Origin of the sequence: Nocardia sp. NPDC059180 (assembly GCF_042754945.1) — a bacterium.
Lineage (GTDB): Bacteria > Actinomycetota > Actinomycetes > Mycobacteriales > Mycobacteriaceae > Nocardia.
Window position 1 is genome coordinate 1 of record NZ_JBHZBU010000012.1, and the last position, 26,596, is coordinate 26,596.

The 26,596-nt window shown below is 67.4% G+C and carries 24 protein-coding genes; 8 read left to right on the forward strand and 16 right to left on the reverse strand.

The window, feature by feature from the left end:
• Window positions 1–402: 402 nt before the first annotated feature.
• The 5 genes from tyrS to ACFXNW_RS28285 form a co-directional block, all read right to left on the reverse strand.
• Window positions 403–1,695 (reverse strand): tyrosine--tRNA ligase, encoded by a 1,293-nt coding sequence (tyrS, locus tag ACFXNW_RS28265; RefSeq protein WP_379420852.1) that lies wholly within the window; start codon window positions 1,693–1,695, stop codon window positions 403–405.
• A gap of 249 nt (window positions 1,696–1,944) precedes the next feature.
• Complete coding sequence (locus tag ACFXNW_RS28270) at window positions 1,945–2,373, reverse strand: DoxX family protein (RefSeq protein ID WP_379420853.1); 429 nt, start codon at window positions 2,371–2,373, stop codon at window positions 1,945–1,947.
• 243 nt (window positions 2,374–2,616) lie between these two features.
• Complete coding sequence (locus ACFXNW_RS28275) at window positions 2,617–3,246, reverse strand: DNA-3-methyladenine glycosylase (RefSeq protein WP_379420854.1); 630 nt, start codon at window positions 3,244–3,246, stop codon at window positions 2,617–2,619.
• A gap of 77 nt (window positions 3,247–3,323) precedes the next feature.
• Window positions 3,324–4,271: an RNA polymerase sigma-70 factor gene (locus ACFXNW_RS28280; protein ID WP_379420855.1), complete on the reverse strand. Its 948-nt coding sequence runs from the start codon at window positions 4,269–4,271 to the stop codon at window positions 3,324–3,326.
• Window positions 4,272–4,342: 71 nt separating this feature from the next.
• Window positions 4,343–5,530, reverse strand: coding sequence for an NAD(P)/FAD-dependent oxidoreductase (locus ACFXNW_RS28285; RefSeq protein WP_379420856.1), 1,188 nt, complete (start codon window positions 5,528–5,530; stop codon window positions 4,343–4,345).
• A gap of 198 nt (window positions 5,531–5,728) precedes the next feature.
• On the opposite strand from ACFXNW_RS28285, the gene ACFXNW_RS28290 reads away from it, so the two are divergent.
• The 4 genes from ACFXNW_RS28290 to ACFXNW_RS28305 all read left to right on the forward strand — a co-directional run bounded on the left by ACFXNW_RS28290 (window position 5,729) and on the right by ACFXNW_RS28305 (window position 9,578).
• Window positions 5,729–7,249 (forward strand): multicopper oxidase family protein, encoded by a 1,521-nt coding sequence (locus ACFXNW_RS28290; protein ID WP_379420857.1) that lies wholly within the window; start codon window positions 5,729–5,731, stop codon window positions 7,247–7,249.
• Window positions 7,250–7,342: 93 nt separating this feature from the next.
• The gene (locus ACFXNW_RS28295; RefSeq protein ID WP_379420858.1) at window positions 7,343–8,074 is read left to right on the forward strand and encodes an ABC transporter ATP-binding protein; all 732 of its coding nucleotides are present in this window, start codon (window positions 7,343–7,345) and stop codon (window positions 8,072–8,074) included.
• The gene (locus ACFXNW_RS28300; RefSeq protein ID WP_379420859.1) at window positions 8,071–8,865 is read left to right on the forward strand and encodes an ABC transporter permease; all 795 of its coding nucleotides are present in this window, start codon (window positions 8,071–8,073) and stop codon (window positions 8,863–8,865) included. The genes ACFXNW_RS28295 and ACFXNW_RS28300 overlap by 4 nt, the downstream gene beginning before the upstream one ends.
• Window positions 8,862–9,578, forward strand: coding sequence for a TetR family transcriptional regulator (locus tag ACFXNW_RS28305; protein ID WP_379420860.1), 717 nt, complete (start codon window positions 8,862–8,864; stop codon window positions 9,576–9,578). The genes ACFXNW_RS28300 and ACFXNW_RS28305 overlap by 4 nt, the downstream gene beginning before the upstream one ends.
• On the opposite strand, the gene ACFXNW_RS28310 is transcribed toward ACFXNW_RS28305, so the two are convergent.
• From ACFXNW_RS28310 to ACFXNW_RS28320, 3 genes are read right to left on the reverse strand one after another with little or no spacing between them, the layout of a single operon-like run.
• Window positions 9,560–9,793 (reverse strand): Trm112 family protein, encoded by a 234-nt coding sequence (locus ACFXNW_RS28310; protein WP_379420861.1) that lies wholly within the window; start codon window positions 9,791–9,793, stop codon window positions 9,560–9,562. The two genes, ACFXNW_RS28305 and ACFXNW_RS28310, sit on opposite strands and share 19 nt — an antisense overlap.
• Before the next feature lie 5 nt (window positions 9,794–9,798).
• Window positions 9,799–10,389, reverse strand: coding sequence for a GtrA family protein (locus ACFXNW_RS28315; protein ID WP_379420862.1), 591 nt, complete (start codon window positions 10,387–10,389; stop codon window positions 9,799–9,801).
• On the reverse strand, window positions 10,386–12,668 hold the full coding sequence (locus ACFXNW_RS28320; RefSeq protein ID WP_379420863.1) for a hypothetical protein: 2,283 nt from the start codon (window positions 12,666–12,668) through the stop codon (window positions 10,386–10,388). Before ACFXNW_RS28320 ends, ACFXNW_RS28315 begins: the two co-directional genes overlap by 4 nt.
• A gap of 250 nt (window positions 12,669–12,918) precedes the next feature.
• On the opposite strand from ACFXNW_RS28320, the gene ACFXNW_RS28325 reads away from it, so the two are divergent.
• A complete protein-coding gene (locus ACFXNW_RS28325; RefSeq protein ID WP_379421025.1) occupies window positions 12,919–13,920 on the forward strand; it encodes a glycosyltransferase in 1,002 nt (333 codons plus the stop codon).
• Window positions 13,917–15,056, forward strand: coding sequence for a dTDP-4-amino-4,6-dideoxygalactose transaminase (rffA, locus tag ACFXNW_RS28330; protein WP_379420864.1), 1,140 nt, complete (start codon window positions 13,917–13,919; stop codon window positions 15,054–15,056). The genes ACFXNW_RS28325 and rffA overlap by 4 nt, the downstream gene beginning before the upstream one ends.
• Before the next feature lie 121 nt (window positions 15,057–15,177).
• On the opposite strand, the gene ACFXNW_RS28335 is transcribed toward rffA, so the two are convergent.
• Complete coding sequence (locus tag ACFXNW_RS28335) at window positions 15,178–18,102, reverse strand: acyl-CoA synthetase (RefSeq protein ID WP_379421026.1); 2,925 nt, start codon at window positions 18,100–18,102, stop codon at window positions 15,178–15,180.
• Window positions 18,103–18,289: 187 nt separating this feature from the next.
• On the opposite strand from ACFXNW_RS28335, the gene idi reads away from it, so the two are divergent.
• Entirely contained in the window at window positions 18,290–18,856 is a 567-nt protein-coding gene (gene idi / locus ACFXNW_RS28340; protein WP_379420865.1) for an isopentenyl-diphosphate Delta-isomerase, read from the forward strand.
• 112 nt (window positions 18,857–18,968) lie between these two features.
• Here idi and ACFXNW_RS28345 read toward each other — a convergent pair whose 3' ends face one another.
• The 6 genes from ACFXNW_RS28345 to ACFXNW_RS28370 form a co-directional block, all read right to left on the reverse strand.
• On the reverse strand, window positions 18,969–19,562 hold the full coding sequence (locus tag ACFXNW_RS28345; RefSeq protein ID WP_379420866.1) for a hypothetical protein: 594 nt from the start codon (window positions 19,560–19,562) through the stop codon (window positions 18,969–18,971).
• Window positions 19,563–19,643: 81 nt separating this feature from the next.
• Window positions 19,644–20,816, reverse strand: coding sequence for a PucR family transcriptional regulator (locus tag ACFXNW_RS28350; RefSeq protein ID WP_379420867.1), 1,173 nt, complete (start codon window positions 20,814–20,816; stop codon window positions 19,644–19,646).
• 354 nt (window positions 20,817–21,170) lie between these two features.
• Window positions 21,171–21,494 carry a DMT family transporter gene (locus tag ACFXNW_RS28355; protein ID WP_379420868.1) on the reverse strand — a complete coding sequence of 108 codons (324 nt, stop codon included), beginning with the start codon at window positions 21,492–21,494 and terminating at the stop codon, window positions 21,171–21,173.
• A 75-nt stretch (window positions 21,495–21,569) separates the two neighbouring features.
• Complete coding sequence (locus tag ACFXNW_RS28360) at window positions 21,570–22,586, reverse strand: alpha/beta fold hydrolase (RefSeq protein WP_379420869.1); 1,017 nt, start codon at window positions 22,584–22,586, stop codon at window positions 21,570–21,572.
• A 144-nt stretch (window positions 22,587–22,730) separates the two neighbouring features.
• The gene (argH, locus tag ACFXNW_RS28365; protein ID WP_379420870.1) at window positions 22,731–24,152 is read right to left on the reverse strand and encodes an argininosuccinate lyase; all 1,422 of its coding nucleotides are present in this window, start codon (window positions 24,150–24,152) and stop codon (window positions 22,731–22,733) included.
• A gap of 157 nt (window positions 24,153–24,309) precedes the next feature.
• A complete protein-coding gene (locus tag ACFXNW_RS28370; RefSeq protein ID WP_379420871.1) occupies window positions 24,310–25,512 on the reverse strand; it encodes an argininosuccinate synthase in 1,203 nt (400 codons plus the stop codon).
• A 230-nt stretch (window positions 25,513–25,742) separates the two neighbouring features.
• On the opposite strand from ACFXNW_RS28370, the gene ACFXNW_RS28375 reads away from it, so the two are divergent.
• Window positions 25,743–25,922: a hypothetical protein gene (locus tag ACFXNW_RS28375; RefSeq protein ID WP_163825681.1), complete on the forward strand. Its 180-nt coding sequence runs from the start codon at window positions 25,743–25,745 to the stop codon at window positions 25,920–25,922.
• Between the two features lie 343 nt (window positions 25,923–26,265).
• Here the strand turns inward: ACFXNW_RS28375 and ACFXNW_RS28380 are convergent, their stop codons facing one another.
• Window positions 26,266–26,586 (reverse strand): GYD domain-containing protein, encoded by a 321-nt coding sequence (locus ACFXNW_RS28380; protein ID WP_379420872.1) that lies wholly within the window; start codon window positions 26,584–26,586, stop codon window positions 26,266–26,268.
• Between the last annotated feature and the right edge of the window lie 10 nt (window positions 26,587–26,596).

The window sequence follows — 26,596 nt, forward strand, 5'->3', positions numbered from 1 at the left end:
GTCCGACCTCGTCAACCGGGGGGTATGAGAGGCCGGAACCAATATAATAATTGGCACTGACATTCATCGACACACTATTGAGTTCTCAAAGAACAGGCGCACACACATCCACTCCAGATTCTTACCGGGGCTTCTGTGAGGCAACTTTTCTAGCCTAGCCGGTCAGTGACTCAGAGTCAAACTCCGAGTGGACCGGCTTGTCAGGCGCTCCTCGTCCTACCTCGTTTCCCAGGCCCTGTGGGCTCCGGGTCGGTGTCCGTGTCGCTCTGACATGGAATAAGTTACGCGGCGGAGAACATCACGTCAAATCGCCACGTCAGCGAGATGTTTGCGCAGGTCAGAGGTTCGCCGTCGGCCTTGGAAACGGCCTGAATCACACGAATGTGACTCAGGCCACCAAGATCATTTTCCGCCGGCCCGCAGTACACCCGCGAAGTTGCGCTTTCCGCGGCGCAGCACCAGCCATCGTTCATGCAGGTAGTCCCCTGCTTTCGGGGTCCATTCGATATCGGTGACGCGCTCGTTGTTCACCGATGCACCGCCTTCATTCACCGCCCGACGGGCCGCACCACGGCTGTCGCACAGTCCGGTGGCCACCAGCAGATCGACAATCGTGTCCGGCTGACCGGGCTCTATCTCGGCGACTGTTCCGTCCACCGCGGTCTCGCGCAGCGCTGAACCGAGGGTCGACTCGTCGAGGTCACGCAAATCGGCGCGGCCGAAGAGGGCTTGGCTGGCGAGTTGGACGGCGCGGGTGTGCTCGGCGCCGTGCACCAGGTCGGTCATCTCCGCGGCGAGCCTGCGCTGGGCCTCCCTGGCGTGCGGACGTTCCGCGGTGGCCTGCTCCAGCTCGGCCAGCTCCTCGCGATCGAGGAAGGTGAACCAACGCAGGTAGCGGACGACGTCGGCGTCGGCGGTGTTCACGAAGTACTGGTACCAGGCGTAAGGGCTGGTCATCTCGGGGTCGAGCCACAAACTGCCGCCGCCGGTGGACTTGCCGAACTTCTTGCCGTCGGCCGAGGTCACCAGTGGAACGGTCATGGCGTGCACGTGTGCGCCGTCGACGCGCCGGTTCAGCTCGACGCCGGCGATGATGTTGCCCCACTGGTCGGAGCCACCGACCTGGAGCACGCATCCGTGGTTTCGGCGCAACTGCAGGTAGTCGTTGGCCTGCAACAGCATGTAGCTGAACTCGGTGTAGGAGATGCCGTCGCCGTCGAGGCGACGCTTGACGGTGTCGCGGGCGAGCATGACGTTGACCGAGAAGTGCTTGCCGATATCGCGCAGAAAGTCCACGGACGAGAGCTGACCGGTCCAGTCCATGTTGTTCACGATCATCGCGCCGGTCGGTGAATCGTCGATGTCGACGAAGCGCTCGAGCTGCGAACGGATCCGGCCGGCCCAGTCGGCGACGGTGTCGGCGGAGTTCATGGTGCGCTCGCCGACATCGCGCGGGTCTCCGATGAGTCCGGTGGCACCACCGGCCAGCACGATCGGGCGATGCCCCGCGCGCTGGAACCGCTTCAAAGCCAGCAGCGGCACCAGGTGACCGGCGTGCAGGCTCGCCGCGGTGGGGTCGAACCCGGCATAGAGGCTCTGCGGGCCCTCGGCCAGCGCGGCGCGCAGGGCGTCGAGGTCGGTGGACTGCGCGATCAAGCCGCGCCAGGTCAGTTCGTCGATGATGTGGCCGCTCACGCCGTCCCATCTTTCCGTACGCCGGTCCTGCGCCGATGCGCAGGTCCCGGCACGAATTGTGGGGACAGGCCGGAACCGCAAGACCGGTGATTTGCCCAGAGACGGCGACGGCCACCTGGTGCGACGCCCGGGGCTTCGCCCACCAGATGGCCGTCGGACCGATCACCGCCAACCCGACAGGTGATCGATCGCGAAACGCACGACGCGGCGATCGGTGGTTACCGATCGCCGGTCGTGCTCAGGGCTTGGTCATCGCGAGAGTGCGTTGCGCAGGTCCGCGATGGTGGAGCGGCGCTCGTAGGCGATCCAGACGAAGATCGCGGCCAGCACCAGCGGGAAGATCGCCATCTTGGGCGCATCGGCGATGAACGCCTGGGTGGCGGCGGCCAGCACCGTGAGGACGGCCAGGCCTGCGGCGGCAAGGGCGCTCACCTTCGACACCATCAGCCCGACACCGCCCGCGACCTCGACGAGACCGATGAAGATCAGCAGCCCGATCGGGATGGTGAGGTTCTCCGGTGCGTTGTCCATCAGCGATTGCGGGATCACCAGTTTCGGCCCACCGGAGGCGATGATGAAGAACAGCCCGAGCACGATCTGCACGGTCCACAGGACGCGGTTGCGGATGGAGCCGGGGCGGTAGGCGACGGTGGTGGCGGTGGCGGTGTTGGCGGTCATGTCGATTCCTTCGGGTCGTGCGCGCCGGGTTGGTAGCGCGTTCACCAGACAAGACGGAGCCGCCCCGGGGAATTCATCGCACCTGCCGAGAAATTCTTCGCCGCGACCGGCCCCGGCAATATGCGGACGCCACCGACGAGCCGAAAACCACAGGTGAGGACGGCTTCCCGAAGGTCGAACCACGTCGGCGGCGGTTCTTCATCGCAGCGCGTAGAAGGTGCAGTCGGTACGGCGGGCGTGAACTCAGGCGCTGCGCTCTACGCGTGGAGCTCGCGGACTACGCCGATAGGCCGAGACCGCCGGGGAATCCGGCAGCCACAACCGCCATGGACGATCGGCTGCCAGGCTGACACCGACCCGCGGGCCGACGGCGATCGCCGAGGGGTCCAGGACCGGGCCGAGCTCGAGCCGGATCGGCGATTCGGGGTCGAACAACCGAGTCCCGTAGTCGTCCAAGGTGATTCCGAGTGTGCTGCCGAGATTGCCCGGCCCACGCGCCAGGTCATGCCCGTTGCGGGCGGCGACGCGGCGGGCGCGGGCAACATCGTCGCCGGCGACGACCTCACCGGAGCGGATCAGCACGGCACTGGCCACACCGTCGGGGCCGCTGGTGACATTGACGCAGGTGTGCATGCCGTAGCTGAGGTAGACGTACAGCACGCCGGGCGGGCCGAACATCACGGCGTTACGCGGGGTCCGTCCACGCCCGGAGTGCGCGGCCGGATCGTGCCAGGGGCCGGCTGGATCTCCCCCGTAGGCCTCCACCTCGACGATCCGCACTCCCACCGGACCCGACCACAATGTCGCGCCGAGCACTCGGCGCGCGGCCGCCAGCGGTTCGACGGCAAGTTCCTCGGCACTCACGCCAGGCATTCTCCCAGCCGGGTGGAAGCGCAGGGCGGACGCCTCGGCACGATGTGCCGTTCGCTCGGCCGGGTGCGAAGGACCGGTTACCTTTGCGTGCCGGGCCCGTGCCGGTTCACGAGTTCGGCCAGACCGGACAGCTTGTCGGGATTGACCTGGAAGCGCACGTTCTGGATCCGGCCGTCGACCAGGTCGAAGGTGATGGCGCCGACGAGGAGATCGCCGAGCACACCGACGAGGCCGAGTTCGCCGTTGATGGTGGCCGCGTCGAGTTCGATGCCGGTGAGGATGGGTTTGGCGAGGACTCCGAGCAGCCACCGGGCGACGTGGTCGGGGCCGTGCAGCGGGCGACGTGCCGCGGTGATCTTGCCACCGCCGTCGTTCCACAACGTGACGTCGGGGGCGAGCAATTCCATCAGCACGTTCAGGTCGCCGCCTCGGCATGCGGCGAGAAATCGGTCGGTCACCGCTTCGCGTGCGGCCGCATCGGTGTCGAAGCGGGGCCGCCGGGACTGGACGTGGGAGCGGGCGCGATGCGCGATCTGGCGCACGCTCGTCTCGGGGCGGTCGAGGAACTCGCCGATCTCGGCGTGGGTGTAGCCGAACACTTCGCGCAGCACGAATACCGCACGTTCGACCGGGCCCAGCGTTTCTAGGACGACCAGCATGGCGGTCGAGACGGTGTCGGCCAATTCGGTCTCCTCCGCAGCGGCGGGCGTGGTCAGCAGGGGTTCGGGTAGCCACGGGCCGATATAGGTTTCGCGGGTGGCACGCGCCGAGGTGAGCCGGTTCAGCGCCAGATTGGTGACGATGCGTACCAGGTACGCCTTGGGGTGCGTGACGGTGTGCTGGTCGGTCGAATGCCATTTCAGCCAGGTGTCCTGGAGGACGTCTTCGGCATCGGTGACGCTGCCGAGCATCTGATAGGCGGTGCTGAACAGCAGTCGTCGATGTTCGGCGAACGGGTCGGCCTGCGTCGAAGGCGGCCTCTGCTCGGAGGCGGCAGAAGCGGATTCGAAGTGGTCGCGGGCCATGGTGTCATCCTTCCCAGCGGGGCCGGGATCGGTGACCGGATCACAGCATTCCGGTCACCGATCATGGAACCTCATGCGTGGACGCGGGTCGCGCGGCCGCCCTTGGACAGTGCCACCGACACCGTCATCCGCCTGCTCATCCGGAAGACCGGGACCGGGCTGCTGCTGACGGCGTCCTTGTACCAGACCGCGGCCCGTCCCTTCAGGTACCAGCGCCGCGGTGAATCGTCGGCGTGGGTGAACTGGATGACGGCATCACGGCGGCCGAGGCTGACCGGCTGGTGGAAGTAGCCGAACCGGAAGGGCTTCACCTGCTTGCCGCGCAGTCTGCGAGCGAGGGCGTCGGCCACGTAGGCAGCGGTGGGCATACCGCTCTGGCAGGTGCCGTGGACGCGGCCCCAGGCCTGTTCGACCGCGGCGGCATCGCCGACGGCGTGGATCTCTGGATGCGACAGCGAACGCAGGGTCGGGTCGACCAGGACCAGACCGCGGTCGTCGGTGGCGATGCCCGCCTCGGTCGCCAGCGGCGCGACCTGCACGCCTGCGGTCCACAGCGTCAGGTCCGCGGGAACCAGTTCGCCGTCGGCCAGTTCAACGGCATCGGGCAACACCTTGGACACGGGGGTACCGATGCGACGGGCGATCCCGAGCCGGTCCAGCGCACGGTTGAGGTAGGCGCGAGCACGCTCGCCCATCATCGCGCCGGGCTCGCCGTTGCTGATCAACGTCACGTGAACACCGGGGTGGCTTTCCGCGATCTCGGTGGCGGCCTCGATTCCGGTCAGGCCGCCGCCACAGACCGCGACGGTGCCGCCGCCCGCGGCGATGGTGGCGAGCTGTTCGGAGAACTCATGCGCGCGGCGCGGATCGTCGAGCGTCCACGCGTGCTCGACGACCCCGGGCACCCGGTGGGTGTCGGCTCGACTGCCGAGCGCGTAGATCAGTTCGTCGTAGGGCAGCGTGGTCGCACTGTCGACGGTGACTCGACGGGCCCGCGGGTCGATGGCGGTTGCTCGGCCCTGGACGAATTCGATGCCGGTGCCGTCGAGCAGGTCGGGGATCCGATGGTCGGCCAGCTCCTGGCCGGCGGCGATCTGATGCGAACGCAGCCGTTCGGTGAAGCGAACCGATGGGTTGATCAGGGTGATGCGGACGTCGCGGCCGCTGGTGCGGCGGGCCAGCCGGACAGCGGCGAGCATGCCGGTGTAGCCGGCGCCGACGATGACGACGCGGTGTGTGGTGGTCGCGGTGGTGGTCATGGCATTCGCTCCTCGGTCGAGTCACCCGGGGTTTCCTCGGCTGGTGACGACCATGGGACAAATGAGCTCGCCCAGACGTGACACTCGGCGATGTGAACTGGATCACAGGTTGTAGGTGGTCGCTTCAGGGTCGAACCAGGGCCCGATCAGGGCGAGTCCCCGATGTGTAAACGCCCTGGTAATCCCTAGCGTCGGAATATGTTTCGCAGGATTAGAGGTGCCACCGCGCGCAGGCTGATCGTCGTTGCCGCATCGACGACGCTGGTGGGCGCGCTCGCTGTGCTGGTCGGCGTGGTGGTCGTGTACCAGCGCGCCGACGTCACGACCGTCGGCGCGGTCGAATTCACCGACGAGCTACCGATCCCTCCGCTGGCCGATTCGCGGGTCGACGCCGACGGGACCCGCGTCTTCGACCTGCAGATGCGGGCAGGGCGCACAGAATTCCGGCCGGGGCAGTTCACCGAGACCTGGGGATTCAACGGCGACTATCTCGGCCCCACGCTGCGGGCATCGCGTGGGGAGAAGGTGCGGGTGCAGGTTCACAACGCGCTGCCGGAGGCGTCGACGGTGCACTGGCACGGTATGCATGTGCCTGCGGCGATGGACGGCGGACCGCATCAGATGGTCGAGCCGGGCTCCGACTGGGCGCCGCAGTGGACGATTGATCAGCCTGCGGCCACCCTCTGGTACCACCCGCATCCGCATGGTGCGACCGAATCTCATGTGCGGCGCGGGCTGGCCGGGGTGTTCCTGCTCGACGATCCGGCAGCCGACGCGCTCGCGTTGCCGCGAACCTACGGGGTGGACGATTTGCCGATCATCGTCCAGGACGTGAAATTCCGCGGCGATCAGCTCGACGGAGCCCACGCCATGTTCCGTGACGTGGGCTTTCTCGGTGATCAGACCATGGTCAACGGCGCACTCGCCCCCTTCCGCCCAGTGGACGACGAATTGGTGCGGCTGCGGCTGCTCAACGCTTCTACCGCGCGCACCTACACCTTCGGCTTCTCCGACGACCGCGCGTTCGCGCTCATCGGCACCGACGGCGGCCTGCTGGAACGGCCCGCCGAGCTGAATCGGATCCGGCTCTCGCCGGGCGAGCGCGCCGAGGTCGTCGTGCGATTCGAGCCGGGCGCAGCGACTACCCTGCGCAGCTATCCGCTCGACGCCGGACTCGATTTCTGGACCCAACGCTTCAGTGGCGGCGACGACACCTTCGACATCATGCAGTTCCGGCCCGCCGAAGTGTTGCGGCCGTCTCCAGCGCTGCCCGCCACCCTGGTGCGACCCGAGATCCCCGATGGGTCCGCAGCGACGGCCGAGCGCGAGTTCGACCTGAGCTTCGGCTCGATCAACGGTCAGCAGATGGCGATGGACCGGGTTGATTTCGCCGTCACGCGGGGCAGCACCGAGATCTGGACGGTCCGCAATGTCGACGGGATGCCGCACAACTTCCACGTCCACGACGTGCAGTTCCGGGTGCTCGAACGTGACGGATCGCCGCCGCCGCCGGAACTATCGGGGCCCAAGGACACCGTCTTCCTGCCGCGGGGCGGTTCGGTCCGGCTCGCCCTTCGGTTCGACGGGCCCGCCGACCCGCAGACGCCGTACATGTATCACTGCCATCTGCTCTGGCATGAGGACATGGGAATGATGGGCCAGTTCGTGGTCGTGGAACCCGGCGGCGCGGCGGGCAAGCCACCAGCCCATGGGCATTGACCAACTCTCTTCGCGCAGACCATTGCGCTCCCCTGACCTGCGGCGCTAAATTCATCACACAGTGAATTCACCACTCGATGAATTGAGGCGGCCATGTCACACACCCCGTCATCGCCGGCCGTGGAAGTGGACGGCCTCACCGTGCGCCGCGGTGGACGCGAAGTCCTGCACGGCGTATCACTGACCATTCCCCGAGGGTCGATCACCGGGCTGCTCGGCCCGTCCGGGTGCGGTAAAACCACGTTGATGCGCAGCATCGTCGGCACGCAGATCGTGGCGTCGGGCGAGATCAAGGCGCTGGGGATGCCTGCGGGGTCGGCGGCGCTGCGCCGGCGCATCGGCTATGTGACCCAGTCCCCCAGCATCTATGCCGATATCAGCGTGCGCGACAACGTCGCCTATTTCGCCGCGCTCTACGGCGCCGATCGCGGCGATATCGACGAAGCGCTCGGCGCCGTCGGCCTGCTGGACTATCAGCACCAGCGCGGCGACGAATTGTCGGGTGGACAGCTCACTCGCGCCTCACTGGCCTGCGCACTGGTGGCCGCGCCGGAACTGCTGATCCTCGACGAACCGACCGTCGGGCTCGATCCGGTGCTGCGGGTCGATCTGTGGAAACAGTTCCGAGAACTCGCCGCCACCGGCACCACGCTGCTGGTGTCCAGCCACGTCATGGACGAGGCCGACCACTGCGATCGGCTGCTGCTCATGCGCGATGGCAACCTCCTCGCCCAGCTCAGCCCGGACGAACTGCGAACCGAGACCGGCGAACAGAACCTCGAACAGGCCTTCTTGAGCCTCATCACGATGGGAAAGACGGCATGAGCACCCTCGTCGACCGCGCCCCCGCCCGCCAGGTATCGATGCGTCCGTACCTGGCGACCACCACGCGAATCCTGCGTCAGCTGCGCAACGACCACCGCACGGTGGCGATGATCCTGGTCGTACCCGCACTGCTGATGACATTGCTGTACTTCATCTACAAGGACACACCGAAAGCGCCGAACCAGACCACGACCCTGTTCGACCGGGTCGGCATCAGCATGCTCGGCATACTGCCGTTCATCGTGATGTTCCTGATCACCGCGATCGCCATGCAGCGCGAACGCACCTCGGGCACGCTGGAGCGGCTGCTCACCACGCCGCTGTCGAAGCTCGATCTGCTCGGCGGCTACGGCACCGCGTTCTCCTCGGCGGCCGCGGCGCAGGCGGTGACGGCGTGTCTGGTGTCGTTCGGACTGCTCGGGCTCAATGCCGCGGGCAACCCGGGGTGGGTTGTGCTCATTGCGGTGGTCGATGCGGTGCTCGGTGTCTCGCTCGGCCTGCTGGCCAGTGCGTTCGCCCGAACCGAGTTCCAGGCGGTGCAGTTCATGCCGGTGGTGGTGGCCCCGCAGATCTTCCTGTGCGGGCTGCTGGTGCCGCGCAATCAGCTGCCGGGCTGGTTGGAGGCGATCAGCAATGTGATGCCGTTGAGTTACGCCGTCGATGCGTTGCAGCAGGTGTCGGTGTATGCCGAGCCGACCGCGGTGATGTGGCGGGATCTTGCGGTGGTCGCCGGATTCGCGGTGGTGGCGTTGTGCCTCGGCGCGGCGACATTGCGGCGGCGGACCGCATGAGTGGAGCCGCCCCGGACAGCGGCGCCGAGAGGGGTCAGGGGGAGCGCGCGGCCGATGCGCGGGCGATCGCATCGAGCGCGGGCCCGATCAGGACCGGACGCAGGCCGGGCCGATCCGGCGCCAAGGAAGCGATCCTCGAGGCCGCCCGGGCTCGGTTCGCCGACGCCGGGTTCGACAAGACCTCGATCCGGGCGATCGCCGGCGACGCCGGCGTCGATCCCGCGCTGGTGCACCACTACTTCGGGACCAAACAGCAACTGTTCGCCGCAGTGGTCGAATTCCCGGTCGACCCGGAGATCATCTTGCGCGCGATGGACAGCGCACCGCTGGATCAGCTGGGCGAGATCCTTGTGCGAACCGCGGTGTCGATCTGGGATTCGCCCGAAGGGGCAGGCGTGATCGCGGTAGTGCGCAGCTTCCTCGGTGGCAGCGGGCCGGAGCTCACCCGGACATTTCTGATGGAGGTAGTCCTCGAGCGGATCCGCTCGCGGATCGCGACTGCCGACGACGATGGCAGGGTGCGCGCGAATCTCGCCGCCTCCCAGATGGTCGGGGTCCTGGTGGCACGCAAGATCGCCATGTTGGAACCGATGGCGTCGCTGCCGCTACCGCAGGTGGTGGCGCTGGTCGGCCCCACGGTGCAGCACTATCTCACCGGCGAACTCGGCACGGACCTCGCCGTACCGCTCGCGGTTCAGGACTCCGAGAACTGAGTGCTGAACTGCTCGTGCTCGGCGTCGTCGACATCGCGGGCCTCATCGATGAGCAGCACCGGGATGCCGTTGTCGATCGGGTAGGCGCGGCGCAGGCGCGGGTTGTAGAGCTCGCTCGCGCCGTCGCCCGTGCGCACCAGATGCAGCGGGCCCTTGTCCTGTGGGCAGGCGAGCAGGCTCAGCAGTGTGGCGTCGACGGTGGTTTCCTCCGGCATGATGGCTAACCTACCCGCCGCCGGAACGAGATATGACGGTGGCCGAAGAAGCTCACCACCGCAACGAATCCCATCACCACGATGGCGGCGGGCGTCCTCGGGAAATCGAGCACCGTCACGGCCAGCTCCAGCAGCACCACGTTCATCAGCAGCCCCCCGGAATTGACCGCGACGAACGCGAGGAAATCGCGCACCAGATGCCCGCGTACGCGGAAGACCAACGTCCGGTGCAGCACGAACGCGACGATCACGCTCAGGCAGTAGGCGGCGACCACGGCAACCGACGGCGGTACATCGTCGCCGAGCACTGCCAGCCAGGCCACGGTGAGCACGATGCCGAGCAGGGTGTTGAAGCCGCCGACGACGGCGAAGGCCAGCTCTTGGCGACGGACAACGCGCAACAGCGGGCCCGGGTCGGGAGCCGAATCGTCGGCCGAGCGGAAGGAGTCGCCATTCGTCACGTCCGAGGCTGCGGAGCCGGCCGCCGACCCGGTGGCCGCGGCCGCGTCGAGTCCCACTGCCCCGGCCTCGCCCATCCCGACGTGGCTCGGCATGTGGGCGCCCGCCCGGCCGTCCGGGTCTGCTGCACCGGTCATGGGCGGGCTTCTACCAGGTCGGGCTTGTCGTCGGGTTCTGGTGCTTCCGGTTCGGGTGACGGCTTCTCACCGGTGGCGTCGGTGGCGTCGGAATCGCGGCGACGCCCACGCAGATACGCCCATTCCATGATCACGAGCCCGAGCAGGCCGGCGACGATAGCCGCGCCCCCGATCTTCCACCCCGGCGGCCGCCAGCTCAGCACCAGTTCCGCCCCCTCGGTGCCGGGTGGGATATCCACGGCAACGAAGGTTTTCGCGACGACGCTGATCGGCACGTCGCGACCGTCGATGCTCGCGCGGTAGCCGGGCCAGCCGAGCCGGGCGAACACCACCTTCCCGCCGGTGCCGGAGTCGACGCGGACGCGGCTGGTCAGATCCGATTCGCCGAGCGAGGTGGCGGTGACGCCGTCGGTGTGGGCGATGCGGCCGTTGCGAGTCGAGAGGAGACCGTCCTCGCGTTCGAGGACCCAGATGTAGTCCTCGTGGCCGGGGTAGTCGACCCACTTCCAGCCGGGCGGGGTGGGCTGGGAACGTGCGTCGGGGAACAGTGCTCGCTGTAGGACGACGCGGTCGATCAGCATCAGGTCGACGATCGGGCGCCCGGTGGCCGGTTCCGTGGCGAAGGCGCGGCGGTAGGCGTCCGGGCAGACGCTGGTGTCCCACCGCATGCACAGGAGTTCACCGAAGTAGAAGTGCCCGTTCGGGGTGTATCCGCCGACGTAGGTCAGCTCCAGGTCCTTGGCGTAGTTGCCGAACACCAGCGAACCGTAGGCATCGTCGAGGTTGTTCTGCCCGGGCTGGATCAGGCCGCGCTCCCCCAGTTGCAGCGTGTTGCCGGGGAAATCCGGGAACGCCGCCTTCGCGTCGGCCCGGTTCGCGGGCAGATTCCAGCTCATCGGTGTCGGCTGCGCGGCCCGCACTTGTAGATAGGCGATGGGCGTCACCGCGGCGATGCTCAATGCGCAGGCCAGTGCCGTACCGCGGGTGCGGCCCAGCCACACCACGCCGGCGCCGAGCGCGGCCACCCCGAGCGCGGACACGATATGCCAGACGGCCTCTTTCGGTGCCGCCGCCAGGGAACGCAGCAGCAGCACACCGATCAGCAGCCCTGCGCCGATGCCGCGCCTACGCCAACCGGAGACAGTGCCGTAGCGGCCCAGCAGCACACACACCAGCAGCAACAGGCCGAGCGCCACCATCGGCAGCACCCGAGCCGGCCAGCGCAGCGGACCCATCGTGCCCGGCCCGGCGGTCCACAGCAGTGCCACGACGGTGAAGAGGCCGACGGCGCTGAGCTCGCGTACCGCACCCACCGCGCGACGCCAATCGATGAACGCCAGTGCTGGAATCAGGAACCAGGCGATATAGACCATCGGCAGCGGCTGAATGAATCCCCACCACGAGTTGAACGCGGGCAGGGTGCTCGGCAGGCTGGCGTTCAGCGATTCCGACCACGGCACCGTCAGGAACGGGTCGTTCTTGATCTCTTCGGCGCCACGCCAGGTGACGTCGGCGGTCAGCAGGCTGGGCAGATAGGTCGCAAGACCCGCCACCGCCGCGCATCCGGCGACGACCGCCAGTCGCAGCGACGGCGCCCAGCGACGCTGGTAGATCACCTCGCCGATGATCACCGCGGCGATCATCACGCCTGCCTCGACCGCCGGGAAGATGTACTGCACCGAGATCGCCAGATACAGGAAGACGAACACCGGGATCGGTCCGCTGCGGCCACGGGCATAACGCACACCCGACGCCCAGGCGTGCACCAGCCAGGCGGTCCCGGTGAACGCAGTCATCCAGCTCGCGGCGTCGAAGAACAGCAGGAACCCGGTGAACGGGAACGACACTCCCGCCACCGCGGACCACGCAGGTTTCGCACCGTAGGCCAGCGCGATCCGGTACACGCCGAGCCCGAGGATCACCGCGAAGATCAGCTTGACGACGGTCGCGTAGAGGGCGATGTTGTCCACCGACGGCGCGATCAGATCGATCAGCAGCTGCGGCGGATTCAGCAGGCCCGCTTCCTCGATCGTGTAATTGCCCGCGAGCCAATGCTCGGGCACCATCGCCGGGAACCGGCCCTCGCGCAGGTAGCGGCCGGTCATCACCCACAGCGGGGCGTACTGGGATTCGGTGTCGTCGGTGTAGAAATGCCGGACGTTGGCGGCGAGCACAGCGAGATATCCCGCGACCACGCCGATCGCGGTGATGATGCCCCACCTGAACACGTCCGACCGGATACCGGCTCGACTTTCCACCACGAGTTCCAGACCATACATGCCACCACATCCGCCGGTCGCGAACCTGATGACGCACCGGGGAATCGGGTCAGCAAACAGGCGCCGACCCCGTGTTATTGTTCACGGCGGCTCGGGCTCACCCATCCGTGACGAGTACCGGCACGCGCACCGTCATCGAAAGTCGATCTCGCCAATGCCGATTCCTCCCAGGCCAGCTTCTCCGGGGCCGACCACCGCACTTCCGGGTTCCGTCGTGTCGGCGCGGGATTCGTCGCATATCGACGGCGACGTGCGCTCGGTATCGGTAGTGGTCCCGGTGTATCGGGGCGAGCACACCATCGCCGCGCTGGTTCGCGAACTCGACCAGCTGTCGGGACCGACGCTCACCCCGGACGGCACCGCCTTCGTCATCGACGACATCGTGCTGGTCCACGATCACGGACCCGACCGCTCCGACGTCGTCCTCGAACAATTGCGCCGCGACTACCCGCAGGTGCGAGTGGTGTGGTTGAGCCGCAACTTCGGTCAGGACGCCGCGACCATCGCCGGTATGGCCGAAGCGCGCGGCGAATGGATCGTCACCATGGACGAGGACGGGCAGCACGATCCGGGCTGCATCGCCGCCTTCCTCGACGCCGCGCTCGCCGGCCGCGCCGACCTCGTCTACTCCAAGCCGACCAACACTCGCCCGCACGGTTTTCTGCGCAATACCACCTCGCGCGGCGCCAAGGTCGTGCTCGCGACCGTGTTCGCGTTTCCCGATTCGACCAGGTTCGAAAGCTTCCGGTTGATCCGCGGCGATATCGGTCGCCAGCTCGCCCAGGTCGCCGCCAACGGTGTGTACCTCGATGTGGCGCTCACCTGGGTGGTCGGCACGACGATATCGGTGCCGGTGGCGTTGCGCGCCGAGGGCCGCGAGGAATCCGGCTACAACTATCGGCGGTTGTTCTCGCTGTTCTGGAAGATGGTGCTGTGCACCGGCACCCGCGGGCTGCGGCTGGTGAGCCTGCTCGGGGTGACGCTGGCGCTTGCCGGCGGAATCCTCGCCGCGATCATCATCTACACGGCGTTGACCAGTGACAACGGCGATCCCGAAGGGTGGGCGTCGATCATCGTTGTGCTGCTGCTGTGTTCGGGCGCGGTGCTGTTCTCGTTGGGCTTGATCGCGGAGTACCTCGGTGTCGCGCTGCATATTCTGGTTGGCAAACCGCTGTACCTGACTGTCGAATCGCCGACCCCGCGACGCGGCGAGACCGCTTCCGCAGACACAGTGAAGGCGGCCGCCCGGTGAGCGAAGACCGGGTCATCTTCAGCAGGCCCTACCGCGCGTCAGCCGAGCTGGAAAATCTGCGTACGGTGCTCGACTCCGACCACAGCCATGGCGACGGCCGGTTCACCAAGTCGGCGACCGCCAAGATCAAAGCCCTCACCGGCAGCCCGCACGCGCTGCTGACCACCTCCTGCACCCACGCGCTCGAACTGGGGGCGCTGCTGCTGGAATTGGGTCCCGACGACGAGGTCATCGTCCCCAGCTTCGCCTTCACCTCCGCCGCCACCGCCGTGGCATTGCGCGGCGCGACCTGTGTGTTCGTCGATATCGATCCTGCGACCGGCAATATCGACCCGGCGTCGGTGGCCGACGCCGTCACCGACCGGACCAAAGCGGTGCTCGTCATGCACTACGGCGGTGTCGCCGCCGAGATGGCGCCACTGCTCGACATAGCCGCCGAGCACGGTCTTGCCCTCATCGAGGACAACGCGCACGGTCTCGGCGGCACCTGGCGCGGACGCGCGCTGGGCACCATCGGCACGGTCGGCACCCAGAGCTTCCACGACACCAAGAACCTGCACTGCGGTGAGGGCGGCGCGCTGCTGCTCTCGGATGAGATCCTGATGGGCCGCGCCGAGATCATCCGCGAGAAGGGCACCGACCGGGCCAGGTTCCTGCGTGGACAAGTCGACAAATACTCCTGGCAGGACATCGGATCCAGCTACCTGCCCAGCGAGCTCAACGCCGCCGTGCTCGATGCGCAACTGGCCGAATTCGATCACATCCAGGCGGGGCGTCACCGGGTGTGGGACGCCTACGTGGCGGCGCTCCCGGAGTGGGCGCGCCGCAATGATGTCCGGCTGATGCAAGTGCCGGGCGATCGGGAGCACACCGCGCACCTGTTCTATCTGCGACTGCCCACCGAAGACGCGCGCGACACCATGATCCGGCACCTGGCCGACCGCGGCATCGTCGCGCCGTTCCATTACGTGCCCCTGGATTCCAGCCCCGCCGGCCTGAAGTACGGCCGCACGCCCGTACCGTGCACGCGCAGCGCCGAATTCTCCGCGACCATCGTGCGGCTACCGCTGTGGCCGATGCTTGGTGATGAACAGATCGAGCGTGTGGTGGACGCGGTTACCGATTTCTCCGCCTGAGAGACTCACGCTGCTCCGGCACGCTGCCCGAGCAGGTCCGCTGCGGCCGTCGGCGGCAACGGTCGGGCGGGCCGGTACGAGGGGGCACGGGCCGGGCGGCGTACCGCCCGGACCGCACAATTCACCCGAGTAGTTCGCTTCCGGCGGATTCCGTCAGGACCTCGTAGGACTCGGTTTCCGCGTTGTAGCACCAGGTATCCGGCCCCGGCTGCGGACGCCCCGCCGCTTGCACGGCGCGAGTCGAGGGCCGGTACGACGCGCTACGCGCAATCTCGTCCACCACGCACACCAGATCGGGTCGCTGCCGCGGGTCGAGTGCGCGCATGGCTTCGCTGACGTCCTTGGGCTCCAGCTTGAAGCCGCCGCGTACACACACCGCCGCCACCGCCAGCGTCCGGTCGCCGACCGGCAGACCGTAGGCGACCTCCATATCGACCGCGGTGACGTCGTTGAGGGTGTCGACGATCGGCTGCGTGTACACCGGGCCGCGCGGCGTGTGGATGACGGTGTCGGTGCGATCGACCAGCCAGTAGTCACCGTCGGAGTCACGCCGGAACAGATTCTCGGTCGGCATCCACGAATCACCCGCGGTGAAGACCCCGCGCAAGCCGCCGCGAGAGAGGTCGACGCCCTCCGAGGCAGACCCGATCAACAGACCGACCTCGTTGTCGGCGCAGCGACGCGCGAATCCGGATTCGTCCACCTCGATCTGCTCGGTCACCGGGTCGTAGGCGACCAATTCGACACGCGCGGTGCCGGGGACCGGCCTGCCCTTGCAGCCGGGCTTGGTGCCCGACACATTGGCCAGCACCACATCGCCCTCGATCGAGGCGTAGAACTCGAGGACCCGGGCCGGCGCGAACTGCTCGGTGGTGCGGCGCCACAGTCCGGCAGGCATACCGGAGCCGATGAACAACCGGATCGGATGCTGATGGCCGACGGGGAAGACCTGGGCGTCGAGGATGTCGCGCAGCATCGTCCACGTGTAGGTCACCACGGTGACGCCGTAGCGGTGCACTTCCTCGGCGAAGCGCGCCGGATCCAGCGACCGGGCCAGAGCGATCCGGCTGCCACCCGCGACGGCACCGCCGAGACTGACCAGCAGTCCCGACGAATGATGCAGTGGCGCCAGGCAGTAGACGGTGTCGCGGCGGTCGAGGTCGGCGGCCGTGGCGGTGCCGAAGGCCGACAGCGCCCAGCGGTGATTGGTGATGTACTTGATCTCCAACCGGTTGCCCGTGCCGGTGACAAGCACGAATGCCAGTTCGCGAGCCCGGCCGGGGTTCGGGCGGTACCAGGCGGGCAGCCGCACCTTCGCTGGATCGATCTGCTCCAGATCGATGACGTCCTCGCCCTGTGGAATGTCGAGGCCGCGGGCGTCGCCACCGCCGAGCACCAGCACCCGCTGACCGGTCGCCGCCGCATGCCGCAGGTTCTCCGGATCCGAGATCAGGATCTTGGTGCCGGTCTGCTCGATTGCACTGCGCAGCTCGCTACCCGGTGCCAGCAGCACCGCGACGGCACCGAGCCGCGACAGCGCGGCCACGGTGACCAGGGCGCTCGGGCGCGTCTCCATGACGACGCCGACGCGGGTCGCGGGCCGGATCCCGACCGAGATCAGACCGCGCACCACATTGTCGATCCGGACGTCGACAGCTTCGTTGGTGTGCACCCGGTCGTCGAACAGGAAGCATTCCCGCAGCGGCGCCCGCTTGCACTGCTCGGCCATGAGCTTGCCGAGCGAGATGCGGGTGTGCGGCTGGATCATGCCGAGGCGGGTCAACCGGGGCAGTGCACGCGCGGCTTCGCCTGCCAGCTCCAGCGATCCGCGCACGGTGTTGCCCGCTATGCCTTCCAGCGCGCGACCCATCCCGGTGCCTGCCTCGGCCAGCGCGGCCGCGGTGTGCACGACACGGGTGGTCGCGGTGCGCGGACGGTTGCTGTCCACGTGCTCGGCCATCGGCGTGATCTGTTCCGGCAGCGCCGAGCTGCCGTCGACCCAGCCGATCCAATCGCGCACCATCGGCCAGGTGTGGTTCGTGGCAACGCTGCCCGCGACCAAACCGAAATGCCCGGCCAGCAGCGTCGCCTCGTACACCTCGGCGTTCGGTGCCGCTCGGACGATGCCGCGGACGGCGGCAGGCTGGCCGATGTCGTCGACCTCGCCGACAAAGGCCAGGATCGGGCATTTCAGCTCGGCGAGGGAGATCGGCTGATCGCGGATCACGAAACCGCCGAGCATCATCCGGTTGTGCGCGACGAACTGCTTGAGCAGATCCGCTGCCGCCGGACCCGCGTAGCCGACCCAGCCGTCATTGTTGAGGAAGCGGCGCTGACGTTCCTTCGGCAGCAGCGCCTCCCGGTCGTGCAGCTGACGCAGGAAGTCGATCCGCGATTTCGCCGTTTTCACCGGATCGAGCATCTGGAAGCCGATGCGCACCATCGAATCGGTGATCGGCAGCCTTGTCACCACATGGTCGGCCAGGAAATCGGCGACATCGGAGGCGATGCCGTAGGGCAGGCCGAACGGCATTCCCGCGACGATGTCGACCGGACTGCCGAAGGTCACGATGCTGGATACGCCCTTGCCGTAGCGGAAGGCGGTGGTCTGGTAGGCGAACATGCCGCCCTGCGAATAGCCCATCAGGTGCACGCCGGCACCGGTCGCCTCACAGACGGTGTCGATGGCGCTGTCGACGGCGAGGACATGGTCGGCCAGATCGCGCTCCCAGCCGCCCTCCTCGATCGCCGGTGAACCGAAATCGACCACCCAGCAGTCGATCCCGGCATTGTGCAGGATGCCGACCGCGCCGCCTTCGGCGTTGACATCCCAGATGTCGGCGTTGACCATGAGCGGCGGCACCAGCACCGCGACCGGGCGGCCAGGGGTGGTGTCGTCGGGGAAGTAATGTCGCAGCCGGTACATGCGGCGGCGCTCGACCACCTCGAACGGCGACGACTCGACGTCATGGCTCAGCCCGCCGAAACGGATCACCTCCAGACCGTTCTGCGCGGTCGCCATCAGCCGCTGCATCGATCCGGCCATCTCTCGCACACTCCACTTCACGATCCGCTCCCAGCCCTACCCTCTGAAACGTGACGCCCATCACACACCCCGATGTGTTCGAACGAGCTTCCCATATCGCGCCTCGATCATGTGTCAGCTGTGATGTGTTACATCATGGACCGCCGTGAGCAGGGACGGCGACAATGCCGCAGATATGGTGGGATTTGTGACCGATACCCTCGCCAACCCACAGATCGACCGCGAGACCCTCGACGTCGAGCTGGTCGACGACGAGGGCCGTGCGGTCGGCTCGTGCCAGGTGGCGCAGGCGCATCGAGCACCGGGGTTGCTCCATCGCGCGTTCTCGGTGCTGCTGTTCGACCGGTCCGGGCGGGTGCTGCTGCAACAGCGGGCCCTGATCAAGACTCGATTCCCGGGCCGCTGGTCCAACACATGCTGCGGTCATCCCGCGCCGGGAGGCTCGGTCATCGAAGCCGCCGGGGTGCGGCTGATCGAGGAAATGGGTGTGCGCGCCGCGCTGACCGAGGCCGGGGTCTTCCGCTATCACGCCGAGGACCCGGCTTCCGGACGGGTGGAGCACGAATGGGATCACGTGCTCATCGGCCGGCTCGACGACATCGACCCGCATCCGCATCCGGCCGAGGTAGCCGACTACGCATGGGTTGATCCCGTGGAGTTGCGCGCTGCGCTGGCGGACGACGCGGACAGCTACAGCCCATGGTTGGGTTCTGCGCTCGATATCGCCACGGCCGCAGTTCAGCCGTCCACCTGACATCGGCGGCGGCGCCGACTCGATCTCGATATAACGGAGGCGACCGTCGAGTGGTGCGATAGTCCACCTCTCGAACGGCCGCCTCACCGACGGCGAGTTCGCTCGGCCCGGCCTACTCCCCGCCGCCGTGGTTCGGGTTGGTGCAGATCGTGCCCTCACAGGGCACCTCACTGCCGTCACCGTTCGGGTTCGGCATCGACTGGCCGCCGTTTTCCTGAGGATCGGGCCCTGCGCCGTGGTTGGGGTTGGTGCAGATCGTGCCCTCGCACGGCACGACGCTGCCGTCACCATTCGGGTTCGGCATGGTCGAGCCGCCGTTTTCGTGCGGATTGGGGCCCGCGCCGTGGTTCGGGTTGGTGCAGATGGTGCCCTCGCACGGCACATACGAGCCGTCACCGTTGGGGTTCGGGATGGCGTTGGGGCCGACATAGCTACCTGCCGGGCAGCCCGGATCCTGGTTGCGTGCACAGTATTCAGGGGTGAGGTTGTTGCCGGTGGAGCCGTCGGCACCGCGCTGACCGGTGGTGGGGGCCGGGGCCGGATGCTGGGTGGGGGCAACGGTTGCACCCGCATTATTCGCTGCCTGGGTCGTCGTGACCGCGTGCGTGGTAGTCGTCGGTGAGTCGGTGGATTCGTCGTCACCGCAGGCGGTGATCAGCAATGGTGCGGCGATGACGGCAAGGGCGGCAGCAAATCGACGGTTCATGCGAACTTCCTATCTCCATCGGGGACAAGACAGTGCGAATCGGAGTCTATCCACATTCGATACCGCGGAAGCCTCGTCGGCTCACTCCCCGAAGTGGCCGCCCCGAATCCGGCGTGCGGTGCGGGCGGCGGCGAGTTGCACGGCGCCTGCGGCCGAGGCGGGGTCGAACCCGGTGAGTTCGTGGATGCGGGCGAGCCGATAGGTCACGGTGTTTCGGTGGACGTAGAGGGCGCGTGCGGTTCCGAGCTGGTTGAAGTCGGTGTCGAGGTAGAGGTCCAGCGTTTGCGCCAACTGTTGCTGATCATCGAGGGGGTTCAGCACCGCGGCCAGATCGGCGCAGGCCGCGCCGCTGCGGGCCAGGGTGTACTCCAAGGGCAACTCCCGGCGCAGGCATACCGGTTCGCTCCGTTCCAAGCAGCGGCCGAGTTCGGCCAGGACCCGGGCCTCCGCGAAAGCCGCGGGTATCTCGGCTCTGGTCGCCGCCCGCGCCACACCGGCCCACCATCCGCAATCGGTGCGGGCGGCGAACTTCGGCACGAGTTCGGCGAGCGAACCGGGCACCTCCTCGTCGACCGGCTCTGCCCACGGCAACAGTGCCGTCCAGCCGCGACGGTCCATCCGGACGAACGAACCGGGTGCCGCATCGATCGCGTTGCGCAGTTCGGTCAGCGCGGCCGGATCACCGTCACCTACCCGGAAGACCACCACATGGAACGCCGTACCGATGGGTGTCGGTGAACCCGGTAGCCACTCGCCCGGGTCGGTACCGCTGAGCAGTGCATCGGCGACCACGCGCAGACGTTCGCGCTGTTCCCAACCGGGCTCCTGGGCCCCTTCCGCGGCTGCTACCGCAATGCGCCCGGTGACCGTCAGCAGGTATTCGATCAGCGGCTCAGCGGTTTCCCGGAGGATCGCGGCGTCCTCGTCGGATCCCGACTCCGCCAGCTGCGAACGCACGACGTGCGCGCCGATCCGGTAGTTGTTCAGCACTTCCGCCAACGGCGCGCCATCGCGCACGCGCCCCGCCGCCAGATCCACGATCTCCCTGGTGTCGGATTCGTCCGGGAGCCGGCCCGTGCGTAGGTACGCGAAGAACAACTCCACGTTCAACCGCGACCCGTGCAGGAAATCGCCTTCGATCAACGACTGCGGCAGGCCCTCGTAGAGCGGCAGCTCGGCCGCGAACCGGTCGACGACCGCGATCGCCCGATCGTGCAGCATGGCCAGAGCCGTATCGGGGATCTGTGCCTGCATCGCGCGTCTCCTTCGCTCCGAATATCCGGGCGCCATGCTACGAGTGAGCCTGCGGATCCGGAGCGCATCGGCTCCTGGTCACTGCGATTTGCGCTCAACCCTGCCACTCCCTGGCGGTTTCGTGAGGTTGGTTGTTGCGGGTTCTGAACTGGAATCACACACACATAGCTTGATGCGCATATCTACGTAGCGCTATTGGTTTAGGCCTGGTAGCGGTCCAGATGGTATGAGTGCGCAGCGGAAGCCAGCAGCGGCAGGTAGGAGCCGCGCACATCGGTATCGCACCCAATAGTCGCCTCACGCGCCCGCGGTGTCATCCACCGAACCCATACGAGGGTCCAATGATCGCGAAAATCAGTGCGCCCCACCCAGTTCCAACGCCACGACGCCGAGAATCACCAACACGATCCCACCCACCTGCACCAAGGTGAGCCGCTCGTCCAGGAACAACGCCCCGATGACGGCCACCGCCGCCACCCCGACAGCCGACCAGATGCCGTAGGCGACCCCTACACCCATCCCCCGCTTCAATGCCTGCGACAGGAACAAGAACGCCGCCGCGTACCCGACGACCACCACGATCGACGGCACCAGCTTGGTGAAGCCCTCGGACAGCTTCAGCGATACCGTCGCCGAGATCTCCGAAACGATGGCCAACGCGAGGAACAGGAACGTCATGGGCGCAGACTAGCGGGCACGCCGCCGGGGGCACCCCGCTCCCCCGGCCACGAAACCGGCTCGCACGCAGCGAATTCAGTCGGCCAGAAAAGCTGTCAGCTGCTGATTCACCCGATCGGGGCAATCCAGCTGGGGTACGTGACCACAGCCGTCGAGGATCTCCACCCGCGCGTCGGGCATCAGATCCCCGAAGCGGTGCGCGCGTTCGACGGGCTGGACGGTGTCCTGCGCACCCCACAGCACCAAGGTCGGTGTGCGGGTCGACGGAAGCGCTCGTTCGGTGACGGACCAGTCGAGCCGGCGTTCCAGCAGGTAGGTGGCGCGGATGTTGTCGTGGAAGGTCATCGGCGCCCACCATTCGTCGATGAGCTGATCTGTCACGCGGTCGGAATTCACCATCATGCCGTCGGCGAGTCTGCGCACCGTCGCCTTGCCCGTGGAAAGTTTGGTCGCTATCTCCCCGATCACAGGGATTTTCAGCGCTTCCCACATCCAGGTGCCGCGCAGATCGAGGCCGGTCGCGTCGAGCAGCGCCAGCTTGCTGACGCGTTCGGGATGGCGTTGCGCGAACGCCAGCGCCCACCCTCCGCTCCAGGAATTACCGGCCAGCGCGGCCTCTTTCACACCGACAGCGTCGAGGAATGTCCCGATCGCGGCGGTCATCGCGTCCAGGTCGAATCGGAAATCGTCGTCCCGGAGTTCGGTATAGCCCTGGCCGGGAAGATCGACGACATAGACCTTGTGGTCGCGCGCCAGCACCTCGACCTGATCCTTCCAGCCGATCACCGAGGTCCCGCCGGGCGAGAGCAGCACGACCGGTGTGCCGGTGCCCGCGGTGAGGTAGTGGAAACGCGCCGTCGCAGTGTCGGCGTAGTGCGAGCCCATCTCGGCCAGATACGGCGAACGGAAGTCGCGACCGGATTCCGCGGGCTGCCAGACGTATGCGCCCAACAGCGCGACCGCTACCAGTACCGCGGTGACGGCCAACAGCCATCGCGGCCACCGACGACGTCTGCGCGCCTGTGCCTGTGGTGTCGAGCTCTCGGCGAGCTCACCGGCACCGGCTTGGTCTGTTTCTTGTGATCGATCCATGGCCGTCCCTACTCGTGAAGGTCCATACCTGCACTTCAAGGACGAGCGGGCAACGCTGTATGTGACGGGTCGAATGAGTTATCCGGGTCACGGCCCACACGCAGAACCGAGCCCGGCCCGAACTGGGCCGCGAGTTCGGAAGCCTCAGCCCAGCCAGGCGCGCGCGCCGGTTGCGGCGGCACGCACCTCGTCCAGCTGTTCGGCGACCCGGACGCCGGCGGTACCGCCCCGCGAGTTACGCGATGCGATCGATCCGGCGACGGTCAACACTTCACGGACCTGCGGGCCGAGCGCCGGATCGACGGCGGCGAACTCCTCGTCGGTCAGTTCGTCGAGCCCAACGCCGCGGGCTTCGGCCGCACGCACGCAACCACCGGCGGCTTCGTGCGCCACCCGGAACGGAACACCTTGGCGCACCAGCCATTCGGCGATGTCGGTGGCGAGGGTGAAACCGGCCGGGGCGAGTTCGGCCATACGGTCGGTGTGGAAGGTCAGGGTGGAGACCAGGCCGGCGATGGCGGGCAGCAGCAGCTCCAATTGGGCCACCGAATCGAACAGTGGCTCCTTGTCTTCCTGCAGATCCCGGTTGTAGGCCAGCGGCTGCGCCTTGAGAGTGGCCAGCAGGCCGGTGAGATTGCCGATCAGTCGGCCCGCTTTGCCGCGGGTGAGTTCGGAGACGTCCGGGTTCTTCTTCTGCGGCATGATCGACGAGCCGGTGGACCACGCGTCGGCGAGGGTGATGTAGCCGAATTCCGGTGTGCTCCAGATGATGACCTCTTCGGCCATCCGGCTCAGGTCCACTCCGATCATGGCCAGTACGAACGCGGCTTCGGCGGCGAAATCGCGTGCGGAGGTGGCGTCGATGCTGTTCGCCGCTGCGGCGTCGAAATCCAGGTCGGCGGCGATCTGCTCCGGATCCAGACCCAGCGAGGAACCCGCGAGCGCGCCCGAACCATAGGGTGAGACGGCTGCCCGCTTGTCGAAGTCACGCAGCCGGTCGATGTCACGCAACAGCGGATGCGCGTGCGCCAGCAGTTGGTGTGCCAGCAGCACGGGCTGTGCGGCCTGCAAGTGGGTCTTACCGGGCATGACGGCGTCCGGATGGGCCGCCGCCTGCGCGACGAGAGCGTCGACAACCTCGAGCAGCCCGGCCGCGACCCGGCGCACCGCATCGCGCAACCACATCCGGAACAACGTCGCCACCTGGTCGTTGCGGGAACGGCCTGCGCGCAGCCTGCCACCGAGCTCGGTGCCCGCGCGTTCGATGAGTCCGCGCTCGAGGGCGCCGTGTACGTCCTCATCGGATTCGGCCGGGCCGAACACGCCGGAGGCCACGTCGGCGGCGAGCTGGTCGAGCGCGGCCAGCATGGCGTCGCGATCACCGTCGGAGAGCAGACCCGCCTTGTGCAGCACCCTGGCGTGCGCCTTCGAGGCGCGGATGTCGTAGGGAGCCAGCGCCCAGTCGAAGTGGGTCGACTTGCTCAGCGCCGCCATCGCCTCGGCAGGCCCGGACGCGAATCGGCCGCCCCAGAGCGCACCTTCGTTGGTTCCGCCGCTCTGCGTCATGGTGTGGGTGTCTCCTCGGGTCTGATTGCTGATGTTCGGCTCGGCCGGGCACGTCGAGAACTACGGTAATCGGCCGGGCCGCGCGCACGCCTATGGCCGACATGGCGATGCCGGGCCGAAACTACAAGAGCCGGCCCGGCATCACAGGTCGAACTGGTTACTTCTGGTTGAGATCGCGGCGCGCGGCGACCTTCGACGACAGGCCGTGGATCTGGACGAAGCCCTTGGCCAGCGACTGGTCGAAGGTGTCGCCTTCGTCGTAGGTGGCGAGGTTGAAGTCGTAGAGCGACTGCTCGCTGCGGCGGCCGTTGACGACGACGTTGCCGCCGTGCAGCACCATCCGGATATCGCCGGAGACGTGCTCCTGGGTCTCGCCGACGAAGGCGTCCAGCGCGCGCTTGAGCGGGGAGAACCACAGGCCGTCGTAGACCAGCTCGCCCCAGCGCTGCTCGACCTGACGCTTGTAGCGGCCGAGCTCGCGCTCGATGGTGACCGCTTCCAGCTCCTGGTGGGCGGCGATCAGGGCGATGGCGCCGGGCGCCTCGTAGATCTCGCGGCTCTTGATGCCGACGAGACGGTCCTCGACCATGTCCAGACGGCCCACACCCTGGCGACCTGCGCGCGTGTTCAGCTCGACGATCGCTTCGAGCACGGAGACCTGGCGGCCGTCGATAGCGACCGGCACACCGCGTTCGAAGGTGACGATCAGTTCGTCGGGCGCCTCGAAGTTGACCGTCGGGTCGGAGGTGTAGTCGTAGACGTCCTTGGTGGGCGCGTTCCACAGATCCTCGAGGAAGCCGGTCTCGACGGCGCGGCCCCACACGTTCTGGTCGATGGAGAACGGCGACTTCTTGGTGACGTTGATCGGCAGCGCGTTCTCCTCGGCGAACGCGATGGCCTTCTCACGGGTCCAGGCGTAGTCGCGGACCGGCGCGATGACGTTCAGGTCGGGCGCGAGCGCGCCGATGCCGACCTCGAAACGCACCTGGTCGTTGCCCTTGCCGGTGCAGCCGTGCGCGACGGTGCTCGCGCCGTGGAACTTGGCCGCCTCGACGAGGTGCTTGACGATGAGCGGGCGGCTGATCGCCGACACCAGCGGGTAGCGGCCCATGTACATGGCGTTGGCCTGGATGGTGGGCAGGCAGTAGTCGTCGGCGAACTCGTCGCGGGCGTCGACCACGATGGCCTCGACGGCGCCGCAATCGAGGGCGCGCTGGCGCACCACGTTCATGTCCTCGCCGCCCTGACCCAGGTCGATGGCAACGGCAACGACCTCGGCGCCGGTCTCCTTGCCGATCCAGCTGATGGCCACGGAGGTGTCCAGCCCACCGGAGTAGGCGAGTACGACGCGATCGGACATGATCTGGTGCTCCTAAGTCTGTATGGGTCTGCGCGGCTGCGGTGAGCAGCTTGCTGGTCGCCGGTTGGGCTCGCGCCTGGAAATGATTATGCATGATGATGCAATCTCATTCACAGCCGGGGTTGCGATGGCCGCTGCCTGCGGCGATTGTGCCTGAAGCCTTGGCAGCGTACCCAGTGTGTGGGACTCTGGCGATACCCATCCGCACCGGATGCCGAAGGACCGACACCATGTTCACCAACATCATCGAACCACTGCGGGACCTGGCCGAACAGAACCGCGACGTCATCGGTTTCGTCGTCATCAACCTCGGCAACGCCGCCCTCGGCATTGCCAAACACGGACTAGACGTGGCGACGCCCCTGCTCCAGCAGTTCTTCTCCGAGTATCCGCCGGGGCGCAACTACTGATATCGCGCGCCTAACGGGTTCACGCCATGAGCGCGAGCCCGGGTGATGCGAGCCCACCCATATAGCGAGTCGACCCGCGTGGCACCGGCCTCGCGCGTCACTCGCCGATCCACCTGGCGATGACGCGACTTCCACGGCCACTGGGCCGGTCCCTCGCGCGGATGATGATCGACACCGGTAGCCGGGCCGATCGCGACAAGGGCAGCGCTGTCATTCGCAGCGGCGATTCGACCCTCACACGTGGGGGCAACGCACGGGACAATCGGCCGCCGCGAGTCCAGGGGCCGCGAGCATCAGCGCCGTGACGAACACCCGGAGCAGTCGTCCGCCCCCGAAGCCATCCCTATACGGCAGGCGGCGTGTAAGTGACCTCTCGCGCGACGGCTTGGTCGACCTGCTCGGGCGTCAGCAGTGCCACGGTGTGCGATATCGCGGCGCCAGACGCTGCGGTCCGGATGGCGAGCGCGGCGGCCGACACTTCGTCGGGAGCATCTCCGATCACGAACAGGTCGTCGTCGCCGAAGGCGAAATAGCAGGCGTCGACATGTCCGCCCACGCTCTCGACCATTTCCGTGATGGCCGCTCGGCGGACGCTGCCGCCCTGCGCGAGCAACCCGGATGCCCCCTCCTGGGTGTAGCTGACCCGCCACAAGTACTTCGGCATAACGCGACGC

Bases quoted from the DNA above. Each gene is read 5' to 3' on its own strand.
- ACFXNW_RS28280 (WP_379420855.1), bottom strand. From the start codon at position 4,271: ATGGCCCGCGACCACTTCGAATCCGCTTCTGCCGCCTCCGAGCAGAGG.
- ACFXNW_RS28315 (WP_379420862.1), bottom strand. From the start codon at position 10,389: ATGACCGGTGCAGCAGACCCGGACGGCCGGGCGGGCGCCCACATGCCG.
- ACFXNW_RS28275 (WP_379420854.1), bottom strand. From the start codon at position 3,246: ATGCCTGGCGTGAGTGCCGAGGAACTTGCCGTCGAACCGCTGGCGGCC.
- ACFXNW_RS28305 (WP_379420860.1), top strand. From the start codon at position 8,862: ATGAGTGGAGCCGCCCCGGACAGCGGCGCCGAGAGGGGTCAGGGGGAG.
- ACFXNW_RS28300 (WP_379420859.1), top strand. From the start codon at position 8,071: ATGAGCACCCTCGTCGACCGCGCCCCCGCCCGCCAGGTATCGATGCGT.
- ACFXNW_RS28355 (WP_379420868.1), bottom strand. From the start codon at position 21,494: ATGACGTTCCTGTTCCTCGCGTTGGCCATCGTTTCGGAGATCTCGGCG.
- ACFXNW_RS28380 (WP_379420872.1), bottom strand. From the start codon at position 26,586: ATGCCGAAGTACTTGTGGCGGGTCAGCTACACCCAGGAGGGGGCATCC.
- ACFXNW_RS28370 (WP_379420871.1), bottom strand. From the start codon at position 25,512: ATGTCCGATCGCGTCGTACTCGCCTACTCCGGTGGGCTGGACACCTCC.
- argH (WP_379420870.1), bottom strand. From the start codon at position 24,152: ATGACGCAGAGCGGCGGAACCAACGAAGGTGCGCTCTGGGGCGGCCGA.
- ACFXNW_RS28345 (WP_379420866.1), bottom strand. From the start codon at position 19,562: ATGAACCGTCGATTTGCTGCCGCCCTTGCCGTCATCGCCGCACCATTG.
- ACFXNW_RS28285 (WP_379420856.1), bottom strand. From the start codon at position 5,530: ATGACCACCACCGCGACCACCACACACCGCGTCGTCATCGTCGGCGCC.
- ACFXNW_RS28310 (WP_379420861.1), bottom strand. From the start codon at position 9,793: ATGCCGGAGGAAACCACCGTCGACGCCACACTGCTGAGCCTGCTCGCC.
- ACFXNW_RS28270 (WP_379420853.1), bottom strand. From the start codon at position 2,373: ATGACCGCCAACACCGCCACCGCCACCACCGTCGCCTACCGCCCCGGC.
- ACFXNW_RS28350 (WP_379420867.1), bottom strand. From the start codon at position 20,816: ATGCAGGCACAGATCCCCGATACGGCTCTGGCCATGCTGCACGATCGG.
- ACFXNW_RS28335 (WP_379421026.1), bottom strand. From the start codon at position 18,102: ATGGCCGGATCGATGCAGCGGCTGATGGCGACCGCGCAGAACGGTCTG.
- ACFXNW_RS28295 (WP_379420858.1), top strand. From the start codon at position 7,343: ATGTCACACACCCCGTCATCGCCGGCCGTGGAAGTGGACGGCCTCACC.
- ACFXNW_RS28375 (WP_163825681.1), top strand. From the start codon at position 25,743: ATGTTCACCAACATCATCGAACCACTGCGGGACCTGGCCGAACAGAAC.
- ACFXNW_RS28320 (WP_379420863.1), bottom strand. From the start codon at position 12,668: ATGTATGGTCTGGAACTCGTGGTGGAAAGTCGAGCCGGTATCCGGTCG.
- ACFXNW_RS28360 (WP_379420869.1), bottom strand. From the start codon at position 22,586: ATGGATCGATCACAAGAAACAGACCAAGCCGGTGCCGGTGAGCTCGCC.
- ACFXNW_RS28290 (WP_379420857.1), top strand. From the start codon at position 5,729: ATGTTTCGCAGGATTAGAGGTGCCACCGCGCGCAGGCTGATCGTCGTT.